This window comes from Actinocrispum wychmicini (assembly GCF_004345645.1).
GTDB classification, from domain to species: Bacteria; Actinomycetota; Actinomycetes; order Mycobacteriales; family Pseudonocardiaceae; genus Kibdelosporangium; species Kibdelosporangium wychmicini.
Window position 1 is genome coordinate 168,357 of record NZ_SLWS01000010.1, and the last position, 25,595, is coordinate 193,951.

Annotated in this window: 17 protein-coding genes; 9 read left to right on the forward strand and 8 right to left on the reverse strand. The window is 70.2% G+C overall.

Annotated elements, in window-relative coordinates; all coding sequences use genetic code 11:
• Positions 1–80: 80 nt before the first annotated feature.
• Positions 81–1,289, forward strand: coding sequence for a cytochrome P450 (locus EV192_RS38385; RefSeq protein ID WP_132123552.1), 1,209 nt, complete (start codon positions 81–83; stop codon positions 1,287–1,289).
• Positions 1,286–2,476, forward strand: a complete 1,191-nt coding sequence (locus EV192_RS38390) for a cytochrome P450 (RefSeq protein WP_132123553.1) — start codon at positions 1,286–1,288, stop codon at positions 2,474–2,476. The genes EV192_RS38385 and EV192_RS38390 overlap by 4 nt, the downstream gene beginning before the upstream one ends.
• On the opposite strand, the gene EV192_RS38395 is transcribed toward EV192_RS38390, so the two are convergent.
• Positions 2,477–3,151 carry a FadR/GntR family transcriptional regulator gene (locus tag EV192_RS38395; RefSeq protein ID WP_132123756.1) on the reverse strand — a complete coding sequence of 225 codons (675 nt, stop codon included), beginning with the start codon at positions 3,149–3,151 and terminating at the stop codon, positions 2,477–2,479.
• Between the two features lie 35 nt (positions 3,152–3,186).
• Here EV192_RS38395 and EV192_RS38400 point away from each other — a divergent pair, with 35 nt between their 5' ends.
• Both EV192_RS38400 and EV192_RS38405 read left to right on the forward strand, forming a co-directional pair.
• A complete protein-coding gene (locus tag EV192_RS38400) occupies positions 3,187–4,164 on the forward strand; it encodes an LLM class flavin-dependent oxidoreductase (protein WP_132123554.1) in 978 nt (325 codons plus the stop codon).
• Between the two features lie 11 nt (positions 4,165–4,175).
• Positions 4,176–6,857, forward strand: coding sequence for an FAD-binding and (Fe-S)-binding domain-containing protein (locus EV192_RS38405; RefSeq protein WP_132123555.1), 2,682 nt, complete (start codon positions 4,176–4,178; stop codon positions 6,855–6,857).
• A 579-nt stretch (positions 6,858–7,436) separates the two neighbouring features.
• On the opposite strand, the gene EV192_RS38410 is transcribed toward EV192_RS38405, so the two are convergent.
• Positions 7,437–9,398: an ABC1 kinase family protein gene (locus EV192_RS38410; RefSeq protein WP_132123556.1), complete on the reverse strand. Its 1,962-nt coding sequence runs from the start codon at positions 9,396–9,398 to the stop codon at positions 7,437–7,439.
• 116 nt (positions 9,399–9,514) lie between these two features.
• On the opposite strand from EV192_RS38410, the gene EV192_RS38415 reads away from it, so the two are divergent.
• Positions 9,515–10,774 (forward strand): sensor histidine kinase, encoded by a 1,260-nt coding sequence (locus EV192_RS38415; RefSeq protein ID WP_243727342.1) that lies wholly within the window; start codon positions 9,515–9,517, stop codon positions 10,772–10,774.
• A gap of 3 nt (positions 10,775–10,777) precedes the next feature.
• On the forward strand, positions 10,778–11,422 hold the full coding sequence (locus EV192_RS38420) for a response regulator transcription factor (RefSeq protein WP_132123557.1): 645 nt from the start codon (positions 10,778–10,780) through the stop codon (positions 11,420–11,422).
• Here the strand turns inward: EV192_RS38420 and EV192_RS38425 are convergent.
• A complete protein-coding gene (locus tag EV192_RS38425) occupies positions 11,409–12,308 on the reverse strand; it encodes an MBL fold metallo-hydrolase (protein ID WP_132123558.1) in 900 nt (299 codons plus the stop codon). The genes EV192_RS38420 and EV192_RS38425 overlap by 14 nt on opposite strands.
• 82 nt (positions 12,309–12,390) lie before the next feature.
• Here EV192_RS38425 and EV192_RS38430 point away from each other — a divergent pair, with 82 nt between their 5' ends.
• Positions 12,391–13,242: a LysR family transcriptional regulator gene (locus tag EV192_RS38430; RefSeq protein WP_132123559.1), complete on the forward strand. Its 852-nt coding sequence runs from the start codon at positions 12,391–12,393 to the stop codon at positions 13,240–13,242.
• A 3-nt stretch (positions 13,243–13,245) separates the two neighbouring features.
• On the opposite strand, the gene EV192_RS38435 is transcribed toward EV192_RS38430, so the two are convergent.
• The 3 genes from EV192_RS38435 to EV192_RS38445 all read right to left on the reverse strand — a co-directional run bounded on the left by EV192_RS38435 (position 13,246) and on the right by EV192_RS38445 (position 17,702).
• Positions 13,246–14,682, reverse strand: a complete 1,437-nt coding sequence (locus tag EV192_RS38435) for an aminotransferase-like domain-containing protein (RefSeq protein WP_243727343.1) — start codon at positions 14,680–14,682, stop codon at positions 13,246–13,248.
• 192 nt (positions 14,683–14,874) lie between these two features.
• Positions 14,875–16,566 carry a GGDEF domain-containing protein gene (locus EV192_RS38440; protein ID WP_132123561.1) on the reverse strand — a complete coding sequence of 564 codons (1,692 nt, stop codon included), beginning with the start codon at positions 16,564–16,566 and terminating at the stop codon, positions 14,875–14,877.
• A gap of 41 nt (positions 16,567–16,607) precedes the next feature.
• Positions 16,608–17,702 (reverse strand): lycopene cyclase family protein, encoded by a 1,095-nt coding sequence (locus EV192_RS38445; protein WP_132123562.1) that lies wholly within the window; start codon positions 17,700–17,702, stop codon positions 16,608–16,610.
• A gap of 34 nt (positions 17,703–17,736) precedes the next feature.
• Here EV192_RS38445 and EV192_RS38450 point away from each other — a divergent pair, with 34 nt between their 5' ends.
• A complete protein-coding gene (locus tag EV192_RS38450; RefSeq protein WP_132123563.1) occupies positions 17,737–19,284 on the forward strand; it encodes a deoxyguanosinetriphosphate triphosphohydrolase family protein in 1,548 nt (515 codons plus the stop codon).
• 150 nt (positions 19,285–19,434) lie between these two features.
• Positions 19,435–22,254 (forward strand): S8 family serine peptidase, encoded by a 2,820-nt coding sequence (locus EV192_RS38455; protein WP_243727344.1) that lies wholly within the window; start codon positions 19,435–19,437, stop codon positions 22,252–22,254.
• A gap of 46 nt (positions 22,255–22,300) precedes the next feature.
• Here the strand turns inward: EV192_RS38455 and EV192_RS55075 are convergent, their stop codons facing one another.
• Both EV192_RS55075 and EV192_RS38465 read right to left on the reverse strand, forming a co-directional pair.
• A complete protein-coding gene (locus tag EV192_RS55075) occupies positions 22,301–23,884 on the reverse strand; it encodes a serine/threonine-protein kinase (protein ID WP_243727345.1) in 1,584 nt (527 codons plus the stop codon).
• A gap of 3 nt (positions 23,885–23,887) precedes the next feature.
• Positions 23,888–25,435 (reverse strand): serine/threonine-protein kinase, encoded by a 1,548-nt coding sequence (locus tag EV192_RS38465; RefSeq protein WP_132123565.1) that lies wholly within the window; start codon positions 25,433–25,435, stop codon positions 23,888–23,890.
• Positions 25,436–25,595: the final 160 nt, after the last annotated feature.

Here is a 25,595-nt window from a genome sequence, read left to right on the forward strand (position 1 = left end):
CACGTTACAACTGGCTTTACTACCGGCCCCCGGATTGGCAAGGCTAGCCGGGCGAACCGACCCGATCAGGAAGGACAGTAATGCGGGCCGTGCAGCATGACTGCCCAGTTCAGGCGTACCCGTTCGGCGACCCTCGTGGCCTTGAGCTCGACCCGAGGTACGAAGACCTCAGGGAACGCGATCCGCTGTGTCGGGTGCGACTGCCGTACGGCGGGGACGCGTGGCTCGTGACGCGACACGAGGATGTCCGGACGGTCATGGTCGATCCCCGGTTCAGCCGGGCGGCCGGCCTGGGACGCGACGAACCGCGGGTGACCGAGTACATCCAGACGCGCGGCCTGATGGACCTGGATCCGCCGAACCTCACGCGCCTACGCAGGCTCGTGGCGGGCGCGTTCACCGCGCGGCGCGTGGAGCGACTGCGGACCCGCGCGTTGGCCGTCGCGACTGAGCTGGCGGACCGGATCGTCGCGAAGGGGTCGCCCGCGGACCTGGTCGCGGACTTCGGGCTGCCGCTGCCGGTGATCATGATCTGCGAGCTGCTGGGGGTGCCGGCGGCCGACCGGACGGACTTCGAGCTGTGGGCGCGGGCGTTCCTGTCCACCGCGGAGATGACCCAGGCCGAGCGGGACGCCCACACCGGCGCGGCCATGGTGTACATGGACGAACTGGTCCACCAGCGTCGGGCGGAGCCCACGGACGACCTGCTGGGCGCGCTGGTCGTGGCCCGCGACGGGCACGGCAAGCTGACCGAGGAGGAGTTGCTGTTCCTGGCCGCGGGCCTGCTGGCGGCCGGCTACGAGACGACCGCGACCCAGATCCCCAACTTCGTCCACACCCTGCTGACCCACCCCAAGCAGCTCGCGCTGTTGAGGGAGCGGCCGCAGTTGCTGCCCAGCGCGGTGGAGGAGCTGATGCGGTTCGTGCCACTCACCGCGACCGTCGGCATCCCCCGCTGGGCCGTGGCGGACGTGCAGTTGAGTGGCGGCACGATCCAGGCGGGCGACCCGGTGTACGCGGACCGCAACTCGGCGAACCGGGATCCGCGGGTGTTCCGCAGGCCGGACGAACTGGACATCACCCGGCAGCCCAACCCGCATGTCGGGTTCGGGTACGGCATCCACCACTGCCTGGGCGCGCAGCTGGCGCGCCTGGAACTGCAGGTCGCGTTGAGCGTGCTGCTGGATCGGCTGCCGGACCTGCGGTTCGCGGTACCGGAAGACGAACTGTCCTGGCGCACCGGCCACGCGCTGCGCGGGCTGGACGCCTTACCCGTGGAGTTCTCATGACCCTTCCGTTGTTCCCGTTCGAGGGTCCTCGCTCGGTGGATCCGGCGCCGCAGGCGGTCCAGATGCAGGCCGTCGATCCCGTGCCCCGGGTCCGGCTGGCCAGCGGGCGCCAGGTCCGGCTGGCCACCCGCTACGACGACGTCCGGCGGGTGCTGACCGACTCGGCGTTGAGCCGGGCGGGGTGTGTCGGGCCGGGCGCGCCCACGATCGTCCCAGGGGCGATGTCCGGGTCGATCTCTGGGGACCTGTTGTCCAATATGGACCCACCGAGGCACACCCGGCTGCGTCGACTGGTGGCCAAGGCGTTCACCGCGGGTCACGTCGAACTGCTGCGACCCCGGCTGGCGCAGGTCGTGGACGAGTTGCTCTGCGACATGGTGGTCAAGGGCGCGCCGGCCGACCTGGTGGCGTCGCTGGCCGACCCGTTGCCGGCGATCGTCCTCTGCGACCTGCTCGGGGTGCCGTTCCCCGAACGGGACCTGCTATATGCGTGGCTGCACGCGGCCACCGATCCCGAGGCGCTCGACCTGGACGCGGCGACGACCGAGGCGTCCACGTACTTGCTGGACCTGATCGAACGCAAACGTGCCGACCCGGCCGACGACCTGCTGACCGCGCTGGTGGACGTACGGGACGGCACCGACCGGCTGACCGAGCCCGAGCTGCTGATGACCATGCTGTCGCTGTTCGGCGCCGGGCAGGAAACCACGTCCAGCCAGCTGGCCAAGTCCGTGCTGGTGCTCGGCCGGCACCCGGACCAGTGGGACCGGCTGGTGGCCGACCCGGGGCTGGTGCCGCGGGCGATCGACGAGCTGCTGCGGTACGTCGGCCTCGGGCACGCCGCGTTCCCCCGGATGGCGTCGGCCGGGCTGGAGCTGTCCGGCGTCGCGGTCCGACCGGGGGAGGCGATCTTCCCCGTGCTGGGCGTGGCGAACCGGGATCCGGTCGTGTTCCCGGACCCGGACCGGTTCGACGTGACCCGCGCGGACGCCGGCCTGCACCTGTCGTTCGGCCGGGGCATCCACTTCTGCCTCGGCGCCCCACTGGCCAGGCTTCAGCTGCGGGTCGCGCTCACCGCCCTGGTCACCCTCCTGCCCACGCTCCGCCTGGCCGACCCGGACGCGGAGCCGGACTGGAACCCGCGGACCATGGCCGGCGGCCTCAGCACGCTGCTGGTGACCTGGTAGTCAGCCCAGGTCGCGCAGCCACTGCTCGACCCCGGCGACGTGCACGGTCGCCCAGGAGCGGGCCAGGTCGGGCTGGCGGGCCGCCAACGCGGCCACGATCGCCCGGTGCTCGGCCACGGTCCGGTCGACCACACCCGCCTGCGAGATGCCGCGCCAGATCCGTACCCGCACGGTCGGGCCCGCCAGGGTGTCCAACAGCTGGACGAGGTAGGAGTTGCCGGCCGCCGCCACGATCCGCCGGTGGAACTGCAGGTCGTGTTCGACCAGTTCCTCCACCGACTCGGCCTGTTCGGTGGCGTCGCACAGTTTGCGCAGTTCGTCGATGTCCTCGTCGGTCACGCCGAGCGCCGCGGACGCGGTGGCGGCCGGCTCCAGGATCCGCCGGACCTCCAGCATCTCCAGCACCGACTCCTCGCTGCGGTGCAGGTCGAGGACGAACGACAGCGCGCCCTGCAGCTCGCTGGCCCGCAGGCTGGAGACGTACGTGCCGTCGCCCTGTCGCACGTCCAGCACCCGGACCAGGGACAACGCGCGAACAGCCTCCCGCAGTGAGTTCCGGGACAGCCCCAACCGGTCGGCCAGGTCGGCCTCCCGCGGCAGCCGGTCGCCCGGTTTCAGCTCGCCGGACATGATCATTTCCCGGACCCGCAGGATCGCGTCGTCGGTTACGGCCACGGCCACCCCCTCGCTAGACATCGGAGGTCTCCAGTATGCGGTACATCAGGCGGTTCGGTGTGTTCCTGCTGGCGGGTCGTTTCCCCGGACAGACCGACGCGGACGCCCTGCGGCGCGCCTCGGACGCGGTCACCTGGGCCGAGGACGCGGGCTTCGACGACGCGTGGATCGCCGAGCACCACTTCATGTCCTACGGCGTCTGCCCGTCCGCGATCACGTTCGCCGCCCATGCCCTGGCCCGGACGAGCCGGATCACCGTCGGCACAGCCGTGACGGTCCTGTCGACCACCCATCCGGTCCAGTTGGCCGAGCAGGTGACCATGCTGACCCAGCTGTCCGGCGGCCGGCTGCACCTCGGCGTCGGCCGCGGCGGGCCGTGGCAGGACCTGGAGGTGTTCGGCACCGGCCTGGACCGCTGGCGGAACGGGTTCGCCGAAAGCCTCCGGCTCCTGCTGGAATCCCTCGGCTCACCGACCGTCAGCGGCACCGGCCGGTTCACGTTCCGTGAAGTCCCCCTGGTCCCGGCGCCAACCGGACGGCCGCCCGTGACGGTCGCGTGCACCTCACGCGCGACGGTCGCCGTGGCGGCTTCGCTGGGCTTGCCGATGCTGCTGGGCATGGACCTGTCCGCCGCCGACAAAGCTGCGATGATCAGCCACTACGTCGAGTCGGGCGGCGGTCCGGCGGCGCACATCGGGGCGGCGCTCGCCCACGTCGGCGACGTCGAGGAGGTCCGCGCCCGAATGCCCGACTGGCTGGGGCCGGGACTGGCCGGTTACGTAACGGTGGACGGCCGACCGAGACGTAACCTCGATCCGGTCGCGTACACCGAACAACTGATCGGCATGCATCCGGTCGGCACCCCGGAACACTGCGTCACGACCCTCCGGGACACCATCCGCTGTTCCGGCATCGACCACTTCATCCTGATGGTCGACGGCTGCGGTGAGCCCAAGATCACCCGCCGGACAATCCAGCGATTGGGCGCCGAGGTGCTGCCTCACCTTCGGTAACGTCGGTGGGTATGGACGGCGGTGAGTTGGTCGCGGCTTTGCGGCGGGCAGACGTGGACGAGGTTGATGGGTCGCCTCGCCGCCGGGCGGAGTACTCGTCGGACGCGTCGCTCTACCGGGTTCCGCCGCTCGCGGTGGCATTTCCGCGTTCGGTGGATGAGGCTGTGGCCGCGCTGGAGGTGTGCCGGACGTACGGGGTGCCGGTGACGTCCAGGGGTGGGGGCACGTCGATTGCCGGCAACGCCGTGGGAACGGGGCTGGTGGTGGACTTCTCCCGGCATCTGGGGGCGGTCACGTCGATCGACCCGGCCGGCCGGACCGCGGTGGTCGAGCCCGGTGTGGTCCTGGACACGTTGCAGCGCGCCGCGAATCGGCACGGGCTGCGGTTCGGGCCGGACCCGTCCAGTCACAGCCGGTGCACGCTCGGGGGGATGATCGGCAACAACGCGTGCGGGTCGCGGGCGTTGGGGTACGGGCGGACCGCGGACAACGTGGTGGCGATGGACATCGTGACCGGCGCCGGCCGCCGAATGTCCACATCGGATCCGTTGCCGGCGCTGAACGAGGTGGTGAACGCGCATCTGGGGGTGATCCGGACCGAACTGGGCCGGTTCTCCCGGCAGGTGTCCGGCTACTCGCTGGAACACCTGTTGCCGGAGAACGGTTTCAACATGGCCAGGATGCTTGTGGGCACCGAGGGGACGTGCGCGATGGTCCTCGGCGCGACGGTGAACCTCGTTGTCGCGCCTGCCAAGACCACGTTGATCGTCCTCGGGTACCCGGACATGGCCACGTCCGCCGACGCGGTTCCGGCGCTGCTGCCGCATCGCCCGATCGCCGTCGAGGGTTTGGACGCCAGGATCGTCGACGTGGTGCGGTCCCGGCGCGGGACCGTGCCGGACCTTCCGGACGGCCGCGGATGGCTTTTTGTGGAGGTCACCGACGCCGACCCGGCCAGGGTGATCGCCGACTCGGCCGCGTTGGACAGCATGGTGGTCACCGATCCCGGCCACGCGAGCGCGCTCTGGCGGATCCGGGAGGAAGGCGCGGGGTTGTCGTCCCAGTCGGTTCAGGGGCATCGGGCGTACTCGGGCTGGGAGGACGCGGCTGTCCCGCCCGAACGGCTCGGCGAGTACCTCAGGGACTTCGAACGGCTGATGAGCGACAACAACCTGGCCAGCATGCCGTACGGCCACTTCGGCGACGGCTGTGTGCACGCCCGGATCGACTTCCCTTTCCATGAGCGGCAAGGAAAGCGGGTCTTCCGCAGGTTCCTGACGGACGCGGCCAAGCTGGTCGCGTCCTACGGCGGGTCCATGTCCGGCGAACACGGCGACGGCCGGGCCAGGGGAGAGTTGCTGCCGCTGATGTACTCCACCCGGGCGATCGCCGCGTTCGCCGCGGTCAAGGCCGTGTTCGACCCGGGCGAGGTGCTGAACCCGGGGGTGGCCGTCCGGCCGAGGCCGCTCGACGCCGACCTGCGGCCGGGCCCGCGGCCGGTGCTGAAACTGGCGTACGGCAACGACTTCGCCAGTGAGATCCACCGCTGCAACGGGGTGGGCAAGTGCCGGGCGGACACCCCGGGCACCGTGATGTGCCCGTCCTATCTGGCCACTTTGGACGAGAAGGACTCGACCCGCGGCCGCGCCAGGGTCCTGCAGGAGATGGTGAACGGCACCCTACCCGGCGGCTGGCGGGCGCCGGAGCTCAAAGAGTCCCTTGACCTGTGCCTGTCCTGCAAAGGATGCTCGGTCGACTGCCCCACCGGCGTGGACATGGCCGCCTACAAAGCCGAAGTCCTGCACCGCGCCTACAAAGGACGGCTACGGCCGCCCGCGCACTACGCGCTCGGCTGGTTGCCCCGATGGGCCCGGCTCGCGTCCCGGAATCCGGGACTCGCCAACAGGATCCTGAGCGGACCGCTGGCCGGACCGCTCAAACGGATGGCCGGGATCGACCGCCGCCGGCCGCTGCCCGCGTTCGCCAACCAGACCTTCCGACAGTGGTTCGCGCAACGCCCCGCGCACCCCGGCCAGCCGGTGGTGTTGTGGGTGGACACGTTCACCGAACACTTCACCCCCGAGGTCGGCAAGGCCGCGGTCGCGGTGCTGGAGGCCGCGGGGTTCGAGGTCCGGCTGTCGGCCAAGGGCCTGTGCTGCGGGCTGACCTGGATCTCCACCGGCCAGCTGACCGCGGCCCGGCGGATCGTCAACCGCTCCGTCAAGTCGTTGAGCCAGGAAGGTGTGCCGATCGTCGGCCTCGAACCGTCCTGTACCGCGGTCTTCCGGTCAGACGCCCGGGACCTGGTCCGCACGCGGAAAGTGGACGTGCACACCCTGGCCGAGTTCCTGACCGACAACGGTTGGGCGGGACGCCTCGACCACGTCGAAGCGGTCGCCCAACCGCACTGCCACCAGCACGCCGTGATGGGATGGGACAAGGACGCCCAACTGCTCGCACAAGCCGGCGCGAACGTCCAGTCCGTCAGCGGATGCTGTGGCATGGCGGGGAACTTCGGTGTCGAGAAAGGACACTACGACGTCTCAGTGTCGATCGCGCGCAGCAAGCTGTTGCCAGCCGTGCGGAACGCCGAGGAGATCCTGGCCGACGGCTTCTCCTGCCGTACCCAACTGGACCACCTCGCCGGCCGCCGCGCGAAGCACCTGGCGGAGCTACTGGCCGAGCATCTCTAGATGAGTAGGTCCTGCAGATCGGGCGTGCTCGCGCAACAGACCTGCGGTTCGTGTCCTCTCTCCCGGCCGACCTGTGCTTTGCAAACCATGGGTGTCAAGGGGTGCGCCTACGCGGCGCGAGTCGAGCGGGAGCCATACGCACTCCTTGACGCCCATGGTTCCCTCCGGGCAGGTTGGCCGGGAGAGAGGGCGCGGTCCCCCTCCTCTCCTGGTCGATCTGCCTGCCTGGCGAAGGCATCTCTTTTCACAACGAGTGCTCGTTATGCAAAGACTGCCCTCGCCGGGCGGCAGATCGATCAGGAGAGAGGGGTCGCCCCATTGATGGGGCATTCGGCTTTGGTGGGGGGCTGGTTGGGGGCGCGTCCTCTCTCCCGCCCGACCTGCCAGAGGCAACCACACGTGTCAAGAGGTCCGTATCGCCGCCGCTCGACTCACGTCGCGTAGGCGGACCTCTTGACACGTGTGGTTGGGCTGCGCCCAGGTCGGGCGGGAGAGAGAACACGCCAGCCACACCCATGCGCTGGGCGCGCCAGCCACACCTATGCGCTAGGCGCGTTCTCATGCGCTGGGCGCGTTGGGTTAGATCCGTTGGTTTCGGAAGATCATGAACAGCAGTCGGAGTCCGATGAGGACACTGATTACCAGCAGGTTGTAGCCGATCACCTGGTACAGCGTGACGTCCGCGACCAGCCGTGGCCCGCCGGTGGTGCCGAGCAGCAGCACGGACATGATGCCCGTGGTGGCGCCGATGAACGCCAGCAGGACCTGGTGGACGATGTTGTTCACCACTTCCCGGTCGCGTTCGTCGGCGAACAGCCGGATGTTCACCGACAGCCGGCCTTCCTCCAGCGCGCCGCCGATCCGGTCGATCCGGCGCGGGAGCCGGCGCAGCACCGGGAGCAACGCCATCAGCTCCTGGGTCGCGGTCTGCTTCAGTGAGCCCGGGTCCATCTGCCCGGTGAACTGGATGGACGCGTACGCCCGCGACTCCACCACGATGTTGAACCCGGGCGCCAGGCCCGCGAGGGTGCCTTCCATGGTGGCCAGCGCGCGGAACACGGCCGCGATTTCCGGCGGGATCGCCAGCCCGTACCCGGTGACGATCTTGAACAGGTCGGTGAACATCTCCACGTCCGGCGCGGCCCCGCCGGCCAGGTGTTTGGCCATGAACTGGCCGAGCGCGCGTTCCAGGCGTTGCTCGTCGATCTCGTCCGGGCGTTCGACGATCTCCAGCAGGCCGTCCCGCAGACCGGCCGCGTCGCCTCGGTCGATGGCCACGAGCAGGGTCATCAGGCCGGCCCGCATCGCGCCGCCGAGCCGGCCGACCGAGCCGAAGTCCAACAGCCCGAGTGTGCCGTCGTCGAGCAGCATGACGTTGCCGGGATGTGGGTCGGCGTGGAAGATGCCGTCGCTCATCACCTGGCGCAGCAACGTGTGCAGCAGTGACCGGGCCAGCCCGGCCCGGTCAAGGCCGCGGGCCTCGATCTGGCCGGCGGCGGCCCCCAGCGGCACCCCGACCAGCCGGTCCATCACCAGGACCCGTTCGGTGCACAACGACATGTACAGGCCGGGCAGCTTCACCTCACCGTCCTTAGTGGACGCGGCGGTGACCGCGGCGATGTTCTTGGCCTCCACCCGGAAGTCCAGTTCCTCCAGCAACGCGGCGGCGAAACCGTCGGCGAGCGACACGACACCGAGCCGCCGCGCCCATTTGGTCCGTTCCTCCAACGTCCGCGCGAGCCGGTACATGATGTCCAGGTCGCGTTCGACCACGGCCCGGATTCCCGGCCGCTGCACCTTCACCACCACATCCGACCCGGTCGGCAGCGTCGCCCGGTACACCTGGGCGATCGAGGCCGAGGCCAGGGGAGTGGCGTCGAACGACTCGAACACCTCCGTGGGTGGCCCGCCGAGTTCGGCGAGCAGGACCCGCTCGATCTCGCCCGCGGGCGCCGGTGACACGCTGTCCTGGAGTTTGCTCAGCTCCTGGATGAACTCCGGCCCCAACAGGTCGGACCGGGTGGACAGCACCTGACCGAGCTTGACGAACGTCACCCCCGCGTCCTCCAGGGCCTCGCGCAGCGAGCGGGCCAACTGCGCGCGCCGTTGTGGCGCGTCGTCCCCGGACTTGATCCGGCCGCGCAACGCCGGCCCGAGGCCGTGCCGCAGGGCGATCCCGGTGATCTTCGAGTACCGCCGGGCCCGGGACAGCCGGCCGCGGATCGACTTGATCCCGCCGACGAACCACAGCCCGGTGCCGCTCGGCCGGATCACCTCCAGCACGAACAGGACAGCCACCGACACCAGCAGCGCCCCGCCGAACAGCGGGATCACGAACAGCAGGAAGCCCGGCGAGTTGTCCTGGTCGAACTGCGGGATCCGGGCGGCGATCAGCCCGGCCCCGGTCCAGCCCACGGCGGACGCGACCAGCGCGCGGATCGCCCCGACCTTGACGCCGAGCACGCGGCGGGCGCCCACCACCAGGATCCATGTCACCAGGAACAGTGAGACCGCGGTCAGGACGATCAAGATGAAGCCCATGGACGCAACCCAACCAGATCCACCGAACGGGCGCATGAACGTGTCCAACCCGAGGTGGACACGCGTCCCGCCCGGGAGTGATCCCGTCCTCTGGGTGTCCATGTGAGGATCAGGGCGTGGCAGCGGTGGCGGTACGGGTGTTCGGCCCGGTGGTTCGGCGGCTGACCTATCGCCGCTGGACGTACCTGGTCCTCGGGGCCGCCTTGATCGTCCCGTTCGTCCTGGCGGCGGTCCTGCTCGTGCCGCCGGTGCTGGACGGCGTGCTGCCCAGGGACGCGGCGCGGGCGCCGCTTGTGGTGGCGGTCGCGATGGCCGTGATGATCCTCGGCCTGGCCGCGGCCACGTCGTTCATCCCGGCGTTGCGCGTGGTCGACGGGACCGCCGCGCGGGAACTGCTCGGCCACGGCATCCCCGAGCAGGCGTCCGCGCGGGCCACGAACTTGGAGGCGCGGTGGAAGACGTGCCAATGGTTCCTGGTGCACGTGGTGCTCGGCGCCGTCATCGGCGCGTTGACGCTTGTCGTGCCGTTCGGGCTGGTGCTGTCGGTCACGGCGCCGTTCACCGGGGTCTGGTTCCGGTTTGGCGACACCCAGCTGACGGTGCCGGTCGGGTGGCGCTCGGCGTGGGTGCCGTTGGCGAGCGTCGGCGCCGCTCTGTTGCTCGTCCACCTCATCAACCTGTTCGGCGCGGCGCTGACCAGGCTGGGGCCGATGTTGTTGGGCGCCACGCCGGCCGACCGCCTGGCCGCCCTGCAACGCCGCACCGAGCAGTTGGCCGAGCGCAACCGGCTTGCCCGGGAGTTGCACGACTCCGTCGGACACGCGCTGAGCGTGGTGACGATCCAGGCCGGCGCCGCGGGTCGGGTACTGGACACGGACCCGCGGTTCGCGCACAAGGCGCTGGCGGCGATCGAGGACGCGGCGCGGGGTGCGTTGGCCGACCTGGATCACGTCCTCGGCTTGCTGCGCGAAGATGTCCCGTCGACCTCGCCACACCACACCATGACTGATATGGACGGCCTGATAGGCACAATGCGGGACGCGGGTGTCGAGATCGACGCGCGGATCAAGGGCGACCTCGCCGCCGTGCCGTTCGCGGTGTCCACAGAGGCGTACCGGATCGTCCAGGAATGTCTCACCAATGCCCTGCGGCACGCCGAAGGGGCGAGTGTCACACTGGTCGTGACCGCCGAGGCCGAAACGCTCACGGTCGAGGCGGTGAACCCGTTGGGGGAGCGGGTGTCGACGAGCGGTGGCGGCCGGGGGATCGAGGGGATGCGGGAACGCGTCACCGTCCTGCGTGGACAGATCACGGCCGGGCCGGTCGACGGGACATGGCGGGTGCGGGCCGCGATCCCGCTGCGGACAGGGGGCTGAACGATGGTCAAGGTGCTGCTGGTCGACGACGAGGAGCTGATCCGCGCCGGCCTGCGGGCGATCATCAACGCCGAGGACGACCTGGAGGTGGTCGGCGAAGCGGAGGACGGCGCCGCGGTGCTGTCGTCGGTCACCGCGCTGGCCCCGGACGTGGTGCTGATGGACGTCCGGATGCCCGTGGTGGACGGCATCCAGGCGACCCGGCACATCGTCGAACGCATGGACCCGGCGCCGAAGATCATCGTGGTGACGACGTTCGAGAACGACGACTACGTGTACGACGCCCTGCGTGCCGGCGCCAGCGGTTTTCTGTTGAAGCGGGCCCGGCCGGCTGAGATCGTCCGCGCGATCCGGGTGGTGGTGGCGGGCGAGTCACTGCTGTTCCCGGCGGCCATCCGAACCCTCGCGGCCAACCGCGGCCAGCCGCAACGGCCCGCGTTGGCGGACGCGGGCCTGACCGAGCGCGAAGCCGAAGTGCTGCGCCTGATGGCCACCGGACTGTCCAATGTGGAGATATCGACCGAGCTTTTCGTGAGCGTGCAGACGGTCAAGACCCACGTGGGCAACGTGCTCGCCAAACTACAGGCCCGCGACCGGACCCAGGCCGTGATCACCGCCTACGAGTCCGGCTTCGTCACCCCGCACTGACGTGTTCGGCGCACAGGCAGCCGACGCCTCGCTCGATCCACTCCTGGCCCGCCCACTCGGGATGCCGCTCGATCAGCACCGCCCGGACCTCGGCGACGACCTCGTCCTCGCCCATCGCCGAGTCCCGCCGCCGCCAGGTCTCGTCACGCAGTTCGCGCAGGTAGTCGCTGACGTCCGTGAGCACCTGCGGCCCGCCGATGTCGCCGTGACCGGGCACCACCACACGGGGTGCGGTGGCGGCCAGTTGGTCCATCACCGCCAGCCAGCGCACGCCGGAGACATCCGTGTCGTACGGCGGAAACCACGGGAAGATGGCGAACTGCCCGGTCTCGGCCAGGTCGCCGGTGAACAGCACACCGGCGTCGGGTACTTCGACCACCTGGTCGCCCTGGGTGTGCCCGCGGCCGGTGGGCCGCAGCCGGACGGTCCGTCCGCCGAGGTCCAGGTCGTACCCGTCGTCGTAGACCACGTCCGGGGTGGGCAACCGGACGCCGTCCAGCCGGTCGGCGATCGATCCGCCGAAACTCCGGAACATCTCCAGGTAGCCTGGTCCTTTCGCGGTCAGGTCGGCCGCCTGGGCGCGGTTGACCAGGTAGGTGGCCTGGCGGGCGAACACCTGTGCGCCGAACGCGTGCTCGGGGTGGAAGTGCGTCGTGGTCAGGTACAACTGTCGGCCCTTCGCCACCTCGGCGGCGAAGGCCAGGACCTGCTCGGCGTTGGCGTTACCGATGCCGGTCTCGACGACGAGCACGGCCCGTGTCCCGCCGACGATGCCGATGTTGGGTACCAGCCCGACGTGGTGGTTCGGGATGACCAGCAGGTCGGGGGCGATTTCCTGGGCGCCGGCCACCCGCACGGCGGGGTCGGGCATGGGCTCGTCGGTCATGACCCGATCGCACCACCGAGGCACCACGGCCGTCCAAGACCGATTAGGTGGTGGCGATACCGTACGGATATCGTCGCCGGTCATGGAGTTGCGCACGCTTCGGTACTTCGTGGCCGTCGCCGAGGAACTCCATTTCGGTCGGGCCGCCGCGCGCCTGCACATGAGCCAGCCGCCGCTGAGCCGGGCGATCAAGCAACTGGAGACCGACGTCGGCGCCGCGTTGTTGTACCGCTCCGCCGCGGGCGTCACGCTCACCCCGGCCGGGGCGGCGCTGCTGGAAGAGGCGCGCACGCTGCTCGACCACGCCGACCGTGTGCGTGTGCGCGTCGCCGCGGCGGCCGGCGCCGCGACCATCACCGTCGGCATCCTGGCCGACAGCGCCGACCGTGACGTGACTCGGCTGGCCGCCGAGTTTCGCCGGCAGCACCCGGGCATCGAGGTCCACGTCCGCGAGACCGATCTGACCGACCCGACCTGCGGGATGCGCGCCGGACTGGTCGACGTCGCCCTGACCCGTGGACCCTTCGACGAGACCGGCCTGACTGTGCGGGAGCTGCGGGCCGACCCGGTGGGCGCGGTGCTGCGCGCCGACGATCCGTTGGCCCGCCGGGACCGTCTCCAGCTGGCCGACCTGGCCGGCCGACGCTGGTTCCAGTTCCCGGCCGGCACCGACCCGATCTGGCAGGAGTACTGGAACGGCGGCGTACCACGCGAGGGGCCAGTGGTGCGTGCCGTTCAGGAATGTGTGCAAGCCGTGCTCTGGAACGGCACGGTCGGAATGACCCCGCTCGGCCACACCATGGCCGGCGAGCTGGCCGTGGTCCCGCTCACCGACATGGCGCCGAGCCGCGTGGTGGCGGTCTGGAACGAGGGGGACCCGAACCCGTTGGTCCAGTCGTTCGTCCAGACCGCGACCGCCGCCTACCGCGCCTGACGATCAGCGCCGGGACTCGCCCCACGCCCGGGACAGGCGGTGGACGAGTTCGGTGAGCGTTTCGTCCTGGAAACCGAAGGGGAAGCGGATGAAGTTGTCGTGGGCGCCGGTCGGGTCGGTGGCGGCGCCTGGGACGACTTCGACGCCGTGGCGCAACGCGACCTGCGCGAAGACGCGGGCGTCGGTGTTGGGCAGTTCGATCCAGAGCGCCGACCCGCCGTCCGGGGTTCGCCAGCGCCACTCCGGGATGTACTGGGTGAGCAGTTCCCGGGCGCGGCCCAGGCGTTCCCGTAGTTCCATCGCGCGGGTGGCGCCCAGCTCGGCCAGTTGTGGCAGCAGCCGCGCGGCCAGGGCCTGGTCCAGGATCGGGCTGCCCAGGTCGGCGAGTGCCTTGTGCCGGGCCAGGCGTTCGGCGGTTTCGATCGAGCCGCGCACCCAGCCGATCCGCAGGCCGGCCCACACCGACTTGGCCAGCGACCCGACTGTGAGCACTTCGGCGCCGGTGCTGGCGAACGCCCCGATCGGTGGCGGCGCGCCCTCGGCCGCGCCGACGGTGTACGCGTGGTCCTCCACCACCGGGACGGCGTAGCGGGCGGCCAGCTCGGCGATCCGCCTGCGCCGGTTCGCCGACATCAGCACGCCGGTCGGGTTGTGGTACGTCGGCATCACGTACAGCAGGTCCGGCCCGTGCTCGGCCATGGCCTTGGCCAACAGGTCCGCCCGGATGCCCTCGGCGTCCAGTTCGACGCCGACCAGCCGCACCCCGGTGGCCCGGAACACGTCCAGGCAGCCCGGCCACGACGGTGACTCCACCACCGCGGTCCAGCCGCGCCGCAGGTACATCTGGGTGATCAGGCCGATCGCCTGTTGGGCGCCGGTGGTGATCACCACCTGTTTCGGTTCGGTCTGCAGGCCGGTCGCGGTCAGGTACGACGCGACCGCCTGCCGCAGTTCGGGCAGCCCGGCCGGGTGGTACCCGGAGCCGGCCAGCAGCGCCGGCAGGTCCGCGTGCACCAGGTCGAGCAGGGCGCCACGCAGGTGCGGTGCGCCCGGGTCGATCGCGCGGGCGAGTGAGATCACGTCGCCCGGATGCTCCGACGCCCGGTTGATGATCGGGTTCGCCGCCCGCAACCGCCCGTCCCCGCTGGGCCGGAAGTTCGGTGGGCGCACCACTCTGGTGCCGCTGCCCCTGCGGCTGTCGACCAGGCCGATCGACCGCAGTTCGTCGTAGGCGGACACGACAGTCGCCCTGCTGACCGCGAGTGCCCGCGCCAGATCACGTTCGGACGGTAGTCGTTCACCGGCGTGCAGGTCACCCGCGTGAATCGCGCGGCGGACTGCTTCCGCCAGCCGCCGATACAGCGGTGCCCGCCCACCGGACGTGCTCGTCCAGTCGCCAAGAACGTCGACCAGATCGGACCCGTCGGTCAATCGATCCATTCCTAGTGGCCGTTGTCCAGCCATGCTCTCCCCCTGATGGCCGCCAACCTTTTCCACACTGATCGGTTGCTCGGTGGCCGTTCGTTAGCACCCAGCGTGAGCAAATTGCTTACGTGTGTGTACACGCAGGTCAGGGGTTACCTATTGGTCGAGGACTTTTCGACCTGGGGCGAAAGGATCCGAAGTGGACAGTCAGGCGGTGGCGGCCTCGGCGGGGCCGGGGGCGCTTCGGCCACGCAGGACGTCGACCCGGTCGGACCCGGGCCGGCCGAGCACCCAACTGGACCCGGGAACGGCTTTGGCCTGCGTTTTCAACGGCGCCAGCAGGCGAGACGCCTCGCGGTAGGACGACACGGTCCGCACTCCGCAGATCAGCGACGCGAGCGACACCGCGACCGGCATGCCCTCCGCCGACCACGGCGTGTCCAGCAGGGTGCCGGCCAGCGGGGAGATCTCGTCCAGGTCGCTGACCACTAGGAAGTCGTCGCCGCCGACATGCCCGACCACGACGCCCGGCATGCTGGCGGACCCCTCCACCAACGACCGGCCGAACGACCGGATCAAGTCGTCGCCGGTGGCGAAACCCATGGTGTCGTTCACTTTCTTGAACGAGTCGATGTCCAGCCACGAGATCACGAACATGTGCCCGTCGGCGATCCGCCGGTCCACCTCGCGGGCGACCGCGTCCGTTCCGGGCAGTCTGGTGAGCGGGTTCAGCGCGGCGGCCTGCTCCACCTTCATGTCCGCGACGCCACGGATGACCTCCGTGATCCGCACGACGCCGACACACCTGCCGGCCTCGTCGGTCACCACGACGTCGTCCGCGGTGCGTTCCCAGTCCGTGTCGCCGACCAGTTCCAGCAGTTCGATGCCGGTGGCCTCGCGGTCGATCAGCAACGGCGGGTCGGCGTGCCGGGACGCGGCGCGTTTGGCGTGCAGCGCGTGCCCGTACGGTCCGGCCACGATGAGCAGGAACCTGCTGCGGTCGATCGAATACCGCGGCATCCACTTGTCGTCGACGAGCACGACACCGTTGACGTCCGGGCGCTCGGCGAGCGTGGACCGGACGTCGTCCGCGGTCGCGTTCACCGGCAGCATCACGGCCGGGTGCAGGAAGTCGGTGACGCGCGGCGGTTTCACGGCCGTGACGCGCTGCGTCGCCGCCTCCGCCATCGCCTGCAACAGCTCCGGTTCCTGGACCGCGTCGGCCAGTCCACGGCCCTGCGCCACGCGGACACCGAGGCGGGACAGGGCGAGCAGTTGCGCGTTGTTGTCCACGCCGACGGCCGCGAGCCGACCGTCGGTCCGGTTGGCCAACTGCGCCAACGCCTCGAACATGGCGAGCGCGGCCGGGTCGTCCGGCAGGCCCGCCAACAGGTGCGAGTCGACCTTGTACATGTCCGGCGCGACTTCGGCCAGCAGCGCGAGCGGGACGTCGCCGTCACCGATGCCGTCGAGCGCGATCCGGAAGCCCTCGGCGCGCAGCTTGTCGATGCCGGCCAGCAGGTCCTTGCGGCGCACCTGACAGAACGGCGTGCCGATCTCCAGCACCACGCTGCTGGACACCCGGCCGGTGTGCCGCAGCACGGGCGTGATGTAGTGCATGATCTCGTCCGGCCGGGCGGCGGTGGCCGCGAGCACGTTCACGTGCAGCGGAACCGACCGGTCCTGCGAGAGGGTATGGCTGTCCTCGGCGGCCAGCAAGGCGTGGCCGACCAGGGCGATATCGGTCTGGACCAGTTGGCCGGCCCTGCTCGCGGCGCGGTACAGGGCGTGGATGCCGCCTTGGCCGGGTCGGGCCAGGGCCTCGACGGCGACCATTCGGCCGGTGCGGGTGCTGAGCAACGGCTGGAACGCGAAGCTCACTTCTTGCGACGCGGACACAGGTCAATACTGCCGAACGGGTAGCCGTTTCGAAAAATCCGTCACCATCTGTTCACGTGCCGGACTCTGACAATCACCGATTTGGCGCAGACCAGCCGCAACCGGCCGGACGCCCGGCGGAAAATCGACAGCATCGCGGCGGCTGTGCCCCCTGGGTCGTCCCGGCCGGAAAGGTACCCACGCTGGGCGTCCGGCGGAAGATCGAAGAACAGCTCGAAGAACTGTCGCGTCTCGACCGCGGACAGTGACAACAGCGCCTCCAGTCCCCAGTGCCGCAACGAGTGCACGAGTTTCGCCCGCGCCGGCCACAGCGCCGGCCACGGATCGTCACCGGCGGCGATCGCGGCCGCGATCCTTGGTGCCAGCCGGAAAGCCTCGCCGACGCTGTAGCCGGCGGCCGGATGGACGAATCCGGCGGCGGCACCGAACGGCAGCACCTTGGCCCGCCGCGGCCGCGGCACGTCCAGCGGGAAGCGGACCCGCTCAGATTCGTTGTGCAGCAATGGGATCCCGTACGGTTCGAGCCGTTCGGCCAACGCCTGGCGCAGGATCCGGAAGTCCTGCGCCGGGCGCCGCGCCAGCGACGTTTCCTCAAGCAGGACACGGCCTTCGCCCAACGGCACGGCGTACAGGAAGGTGTTGTGCCGTGACCTCCAGTCCATGAAGACCGCCTCGCCGGGCGGGACGAGCGGCGCGGCGACCTCCGCCGGCACGATGATCCCGAAAGCCGTTTGTTCCGCTGTTCCGCCGCGTGATCCGGTGGCGTTGACAACAGTTCTGGCGGCAATTGTCCGGCCGTCGGCAAGATCGACGGAATCCGGTCCGGTCCGGACGACCTTTCCGGTGATCGCCGTCACATTCTTGGTGAGTGCGGCCAGCAGACGCTCGTTACTGAGAATGGCGTAACGGCGGGGGATGACATGTGCCTTGGTGGTGTACGCGCGAATCACCGCGGGCTCCGCCGCGGTCACGTTCGGTGGCAGCATCGCGAGCTCGTCACCCCACAGCCCGTACGTCGGCCGCCACGGCCGCAGCGGGTGCGGCGCTACGACGGCCGTCTCCAGCCCGAGCCGGGCACAGTGCGCGGCGAGCGCCCACCCCGCCGGACCGGCGCCCGCGATCAGGACATCGGGCATGCGTGCGATTGGACCATACGACTACGTTTCGTCCATGAGTGATCCTCGGGAGGAGCGGCGGTCCCTTGGTGCCCCTGCGAGCTCGTTCGACCTGGCCGCGAGCCCTTTCCGAGTCGATCGCGACCGGATCGCCACGTCGCCGTTCTTCGCCCGCCTGGGGGGTGTCACCCAGGTGGTGTCGGCCAGCGGCTCGGGTCTGCTGCACAACCGCCTCACACACAGCGTGAAGGTCGCCCAGGTGGCCCGCGCGATCGCCGAACGGCTGCGGGCCGACCAGCGGTTCGTCGAGTCGCTGGACGAGTTGGGCGGCTGTGACCCGGACGTGGTCGAGGCCGCCGCGCTCGCGCACGACCTCGGCCACCCGCCGTTCGGGCACCTCGGCGAGCAGGTGCTGGACCGGCTGGCCCGGCACCGGTTCGCGCTGGCCGACGGGTTCGAGGGCAACGCGCAGTCGTTCCGGATCGTCACCACGACCGACACCGGCGGGCCGTCCGCGGTCGGCCTGGACCTCACCGCGGCCGTCCGGGCGGCGATGCTGAAGTACCCGTGGACGCGCCTGCACCACCCGGACCCGCATCCGCGCTTCATGTCCGTGCCGCCGCGTGGCGCCACCGAACCGCCCGAGGCGCCGGGCACCGGATCCGGCAAATTCTCCGCGTACGTCACGGAGTTGGACGACCTCGCGCAGGCCCGCGAGGCGTTCACGGGCCGCCTCGCGGACTGGCAGCAGACCGTGGAGGCGTCCGTGATGGACACCGCGGACGACATCGCGTACGCCATCCACGACCTGCAGGACTTCCACCGGATCGGGGTGTTGCAGCACGCGCCGGTGGCCGCCGAGCTGAGCCGGTGGCAGTCCAGCGCGGCGGAGCTGGGCTGGTTGTCCGACGCGGAGGTGCACGAGCGCGGACCGGGCCATTCGCTGGAGCTGGTGCGCCGTCGGCTGCACGCGAAGGACGCGTGGATCTTCAGTGACGACGCGTTCCACTCGGCCGTGGCCCGGGTCCGCGCCGAGCTGGTGGACGAGCTGCTGGCGACCCCGTTCGACGGGTCGGTGGAGGCCGAACAGGCGGTCGCGCGGTTCTCGGCGCGGTGGACCGCGCGGCTGGTCGAGGGTATGACGGTGGTCCCGGAGCCGTCCACCCGGTCGGGGCACGTCGTGCTCGGCGGCGAGCAGTGGCACGAGGTGCAGGTGCTGAAGTTCGTGCACCGCCGGTTCGTGCTGCTGCGCCCGGACCTGGCGATGCACCAGCGCGGCCAGGCGCGGTTGATCACGAGCCTGGTGGAGGCGCTCGACCAGTGGCTGGGGGATCGGCATGAGGCCGATCGGCTGCCGCGCCGGCTGCACGACCTGGTCGAGCTGGCCACAGTGGAGTACGAGGCGTTGGCCCGTTCGGAGCCAGGCGTGCTGGTCGGTGCCACCGGGGACGCGCCGCACGGGCGGGACGAGGTGCACGCCCTCGCCCGGGGACGGGCGGTGATCGATTTCGTAGCGTCACTGACCGACAAGCAAGCCGTGTCCCTAATGGAGGCTTTGTCCGGTCGGAGCGGCCAGCCATGGTCAGATGCTTTCGTACTGTGATGGCGGTGTGGGAACGTCGTCCCTCAAACGGCTGATGTACCCCAGGTAAAGAGAACCGTACGTTCAGCGAACCGGGTTTCCGGTAACAGGCAGCGTGTGTCGGGGCACGCTCTGTATCGCTGGAGGGGACTAGTGCGTGCACCCAAACGGGTGAGTCGAAGAGTTGTCGCGTTATCGGCGGGCGTTCTACTCGGTCTCGGCGTCGTCACGCCCGCGACCGCCGCGCCGCTGCGTGACCCGCAGGCGGCCGCCGCCGACAACGCCAAGCGGCAGATCGCCGCTCTGCAGGACCTGAAGGTCTCCCAGTCGAAGTCCGAGTCCAAGATGGACAGCTCGCTGGTGGTGGCCAAGCGGGAGACGTCCGACCGGCGGCTGGCCGCGGCCGTGCCGCAGCTGCAGACGCCGGTCAAGGCCGACCCGGCCGCCCGGGTCACCGTGGACATCCGCGCCACCGTGTCCGACGGTCTCGTCAACGACCTGCGCAAGGCCGGTGCCGGCATCCGGTACGTCTCGCCCACCGTGGGCTCGATCCGCGCCGAGCTGCCGCTCGCCGCGATCGAAGGCATCGCCGCGCGTTCCGATGTCCGCTTCGTCGAACCCGCCGTGGGGGCCAAGACCTCGCGCGAGGTGAACACGCCGCCCGGTCCGCCCGGGAAGGCCGGACCCAGCAAGGAGGACAAGGCCAAGCAGGTCGAAGCGGCCACCAAGCGCGCTCTTTCGGCCAAGGCCGCCGCGGCGACCACCAGCGAAGGCGACCGCGCACACAACGCTGACGGCGCACGCCAACAGTTCGGTGTGACAGGCGTCGGTGTGAAGATCTGCGTGCTCTCCGACGGCGTCGACTCCGTGCCGGCTTCGCAGGCCGCGGGTGAACTGCCCACTGTGGACGTCCTGCCCGGCCAGGCCGGCAGCGGCGACGAGGGCACGGCCATGCTGGAGATCGTGCACGACGTCGCACCCGGCGCCGACCTCGGCTTCGCCACGGCGTTCATCTCCGACGCCAGCTTCGCCGACAACATCCGCGCCCTGCGGACCCAGGGGCACTGCGACATCATCGTCGACGATGTCGTCTACTTCAACGAAGGCGCCTTCCAGGACGGCCCGATCGCCCGCGCGGTCAACGACGTCACCGCGTCCGGCGCGCTGTACTTCTCGTCGGCCGGCAACGAGGGCAACACCGTCGACGGCACGGCCGCGCACTGGGAGGGCGACTTCGTCGACTCCGGTGTGAGCATCGGCAAGTTCGCCGGCACCGCCAACAACTTCGCCACCGGCGGCCGCACCCAGATCTACGAGCCCATCTCGGATCAGTCCAGCTTCGGCGTGGTGAACGTGCTCAAGTGGGCCGACCCGCTCGGCGCGTCCACCAACGACTACGACCTGTACCTGTTGGACGGCAACGGAAACGTGCTCCAGGCCAGCCAGAGCTTCCAGACCGGCACGCAGGACCCGTACGAGCGGGTCAACACGTCCCCGTTCGGCGGCCACAACCTGCGACTGGCGATCGTGAAGTTCAAGGGCGACAACCGGTACCTGACGCTGAGCTCGCTCGGCGGCCGATACAAGGACTCGTCCGACGGCCTCAAGGCGTACGTGACGAACGGCGAGACGTTCGGCCACTCGGCGGCGAAGGACGCGTTCAGCGTGGCCGCCGCGCCGGCCAACGACCCGCTGCCGTTCGACCTGGAGCCGGGCGACCCGCCGAACCCGCGTGGCCCGTTCCCGGGCGCGTTCGGCTCGGCGCAGAAGCCGGAACGGTTCACTTCGGACGGTCCGCGCAAGATCTACTTCAACGCGGACGGCACCCCGGTGACCCCAGGCAACTTCTCGTCGACCGGCGGCACGGTCCGGCAGAAGCCCGACATCACCGCGGCTGACGGCGTGCACACGACCGCGCCTGGCTTCAGCCCGTTCTTCGGCACGTCGGCGGCGGCGCCGCACGCGGCGGCCCTGGCCGGCCTGATCCTGTCCGGCAACCCCGGTCTCGCGCCCACGGACGTCCGGGCCGCGCTCACCAACACCGCCGTCGACATCGGACAGTCCGGTGTGGACAACGTGACAGGTGCCGGCATCCTGCTCGGTGACCGGATCCTCGGCTACACCGGCGCCAGCCCGCAGCCGCTGGCCGAGGCGCAGGCGCCGATCGTCAGCGGGGCCAACGGAAGCCCGTTCGTCAACCCCGGCGACACCGCCAGGGTGCTGCTGCCGGTGACCAACCGGGGCGACGGCGACGCGGTGTCCACCAGCGTCGTGCTGACCTCCTCGACACCGGGCGTGGTCGTGACCCCGCGCTCGAAGTTCTACGGCACGATCGGCCACGGCCAGACCGGGATCAACACGTTCACCGTGTCGGTGCCGGCCAGCCAGCAGCTCGGCGTGCCGGTCCAACTGGACGCCCGGGTGACGTTCGCCGGCTCGCTGTCGCCGCGGACCACGCACCTGTCCGTCCCGATCGGCCAACCGTCCACAGTGGTGCACGACTTCGCCTCGACGGGCGGGCCGCTGGCGATCCCGGACAACGACCCGACCGGCGTGACGGTCCCGTTGGCCGTCAGCGGAATCGGCCGGGCGTCGAAGCTGTCGTTCTCGGTCGACGGCACCACCTGCTCGACCGACATCGGCTCGACGACCGTCGGCATCGACCACACCTTCGTCGGTGACCTGGTCGGCACCCTGACGTCGCCGTCGGGCGCCTCGGCCGTGCTGTTCGCCAACAGCGGCGGCACCGGAAACAACCTGTGCAAGGTCGTGTTCGACGACAGTGCCGCGTTGCCGTTCAAGGGCGTCGGTTCCGACAAGGCGCCGTTCACCGGCACCTGGCGGCCGGCCCAGTCGCTGAACGCGCTGCTCGGCCCGGCCGACGGCACGTGGACGTTCAAGGTGGTCGACACCGCCGGCGCGGACACCGGCTCGGTTCGTGCGGTCTCGCTGCACGTGTCGGGCTACGTGACCGCGGGCGGCGGTAGCTAGCTGTTGTGGGTGAACGGCCGGTGGGACCCGTCCCACCGGCCGTTCGCTATTTGACGAGCGGCTGGGACAGCTTCGAGCCGTCGACCCGGCCTGCGTAGCAGTCGAAGAACCGGGTGGACCGCTGGTACCCGTCGACGACCTTGAGCTTCCAGTCCTCCTCGGACGGCACCAGCACCCAGTACCGCAGCGCGGTCGCCTTGTCCGGGTAGTCGATCTTGCTCAGGGTCTCCGCGCACTGCCCGCCGGCTTTCGCCATCAGTTCGTCCGGGCTCGGATAGGGGATGTCCTTGTCGTTGCCCGGCCAGCCACCCGAGTCGAACAACTGCACGTCGTACGGTCCGTAGCAGCCGACGAAGCTCTTGGTCGTGGGCCCCTTGCCGCCTTTGGTCGGCAGCCATTTGAAGCAGCCATGGGCGGAGGCGAACCCCGAGTCGGCGATGTCGCCGCCCTTGCCGAACGTCATCAACTGCCGCGCGGTCGGGGTGCCGGCCGGCGGCGTACTCGACGTCGAGGTGGTGGTCGGCGGGTCGCCCATGGCGACGCTGGGCGGGGGTGTGCTGGTGGAGGGTGTCGGCGTGGTCTGCGCCTGGCCGGATGGCGTACCGGCCCGGCCCAGCTCGGGGATGATGAACACGGCTGCCCCGATGACCGCCACGGCCACGACGATCCCCACCAGAACGCCCACCGGGCGTCTCTTCCGCCGCTCGGGAACGAAGCGCGGTGGAATGCTGTACGGCGGTGGAATGTCGTACGGCGGTGGAATGTTGGGCGGGGATGGCAGTCTCGCGGTCGTCGTCGCTGGTGCGAGCGGGGCGCTCGGTTCCGGATGCAGTGCCCGGTCGGCCAGGTCACGGGCTGCGATCGCCCCGATCCGCCGGGCCGGGTCGCGTTCGAGCAGTCCGTTGATCAGGTCCGCCAGCGGTCCCGTACATGACCGTAGTTGTGGCTGCACGGTCATGACCGCGAGGATGGTCGCCGTCGTCGTGGGGCGTTCGAACGCGCCGTGCCCTTCGACCGCGTAGAACAGCGTGGCGCCCAACGCCCACAGGTCCCACGCGGGTGCGGCGTCGCCGCCTTCCAGCCGTTCCGGGGACATGTAGGCGGGCGAGCCGACGATGGTGCCGGTCGACGTGATCCTGGAGTCCTCATAGGACTGTGCGATGCCGAAGTCGGTGAGTTTCACCGGCCCCTTCGCCGGGACCATGATGTTGCCCGGCTTGATGTCCCGGTGGACCACACCCGCGTCGTGCGCGACCTCCAGCGCGGTCAGCAGCTGCCCGGCCAGCCGGGCGACCTCGGGAGCCGGCATCGGGCCGCGCTGTTCGACGTACTCCTGCAGCGTCGGCGCCTCGATCAGCTCCATCACGATGTAGGTTTCGCCGTCGTCGACAAGCAGGTCGTACACGGTGACCACGCCAGGATCGGATAACCGGCTCGCGATGCGCGCCTCGCGCAGCACCCGCTCCCGGTACGCGTCCCGTTCGCCCGCGGGGATTCCCCCGGGAACCATCAGTTCCTTGATGGCGACGTGGCGGCCGAGCATCGTGTCCTGCGCGAGCCACACCACACCCATCCCGCCCCGGCCCAGTTCGCGGACGAGGTTGTATCGCCCGTTGCCGATCTGTCGCACGGGTCACAGCTCCCAGACGGGCGCGGTCAGCTTCGAGCCGTCCGCCTTGCTGACGAAGCAGGAGTAGGTCCGGGTCGACTGGCGGTACCCGTTCTTGACCTTGACTTTCCACGCCTCCGCGGTGGGTACCAACGTCCAGACCTTCAGGGCGTTCTCCTTGTCGGGATAGGTGACCTTGTCCAGGAACCGTTCCGTGCAGCCGCCTGCGCCGACGGCGGTGAGCTGCTCGGCGCTCGGGTAGGGGATGTCGCCCTGGTCGCTGGTCAGCACACCGCCCCAGAGGGACTGTGTGTCGTACGGGGCGTAACACCCCACCTCGTTGTCGGTCTTGGGGCCGGGCTTGCCCTTGGTCGGCAGCCACTTGTAGCAGTCCTCGGCGCCGACGGTCAGGTACTCCGAGGTGATGTCGCCGCCAGGCCCGAACGTCAGCACCGGCTGGGTGGCCTTCGACGTCTTCGGTGCCTTCGTGGCGCCGCCTGTGTCGCCGGTTGCCGAGTCGGTGGCGCTGGCCTCCGCGATCTTGGCGATCAGCCGCGGGACGAAGATGACGCCCGCCGCCAGCAACCCGAGGATGGCCAGCCAGATCACCCCCTGGAGGACCGGGCGCCGCCGCCCGTAGTCCACCGCGCCCGGCGGCCGGTAGGTGTACTGGACCGGTGGCACAGGCACAGGCACAGGCACAGGCGCGGGCATCGGCGGCGGGACGTCCTGCACCGGCGCGAATCGGGTGGTGGTCTCGTTGTCGGACTGCAGCGCCTGCTCGATCAGCTTGTGCGCGCGGGCCGGGCTGATCCGTCGGGACGGGTCGTGGTCGAGCAGGCCGGTGATCAGCTCCGCCATCGGCCCCTGGGCCAGCCGCAACTGGGGGCGGTCGGTCATCACCGCGAGGATGGTCTCGGTCGTGGTCTGCCGTTCGTACGCGCCGCGACCTTCGACGGCGTAGTACAAGGTGGCGCCTAACGCCCAGAGATCCCACGCGGGCGACGCGTCGCCGCTGGACAGGCGTTCGGGCGACATGTACGCGGGCGAGCCGATGATCATCCCGGTGGACGTGATCCTGGTGTCGTCGTACGACTGCGCGATGCCGAAGTCGGCGAGCTTGGCGGTGCCCTTGTCCGGCACCATCACGTTGCTCGGCTTGACGTCCCGGTGCACCACGCCCGCCTCGTGCGCCGCCTCCAGCGCGCCGAGCACCTGTTCGGCCAGCTTGGCCGCCCGCGGGACCGGCATCGGCCCGTGCCGCTCCACCCACTCGGTCAGCGACGGGGCCTTGACCAGCTCCATCACGATGTACATCTGGCCGTGCTCGGTGATCAGGTCGTGGATGGTGACGATGCCGGGGTTGGCCAGCCGGCTGGCGATCCGCGCCTCGCGTAACACCCGTTCCTGGTACTCGGCGCGTTGGTCGACCGGGATGCCACCGGGGACCATCAGCTCCTTGATCGCGACGTCGCGGCCGAGCACCGTGTCCTTGGCCAGCCACACCACGCCCATGCCGCCCCGGCCCAGCTCGCTGACAAAGGTGTACCGCCCCTCACGGAGAAGTCGCATGACGCACCAGTTTCGCGGAGTCGTGTCGGTCGTGATCGCCCTCGCGGGCGGCCAACGGGACCTTATTGTGGCCAGGGTGAGCCGCACCAGGCACGGGGCATCTCTCTAACACTGTTCGAGAGTGCGCCGGTGATGATCACCGCGGGTGACGGCACAGCCC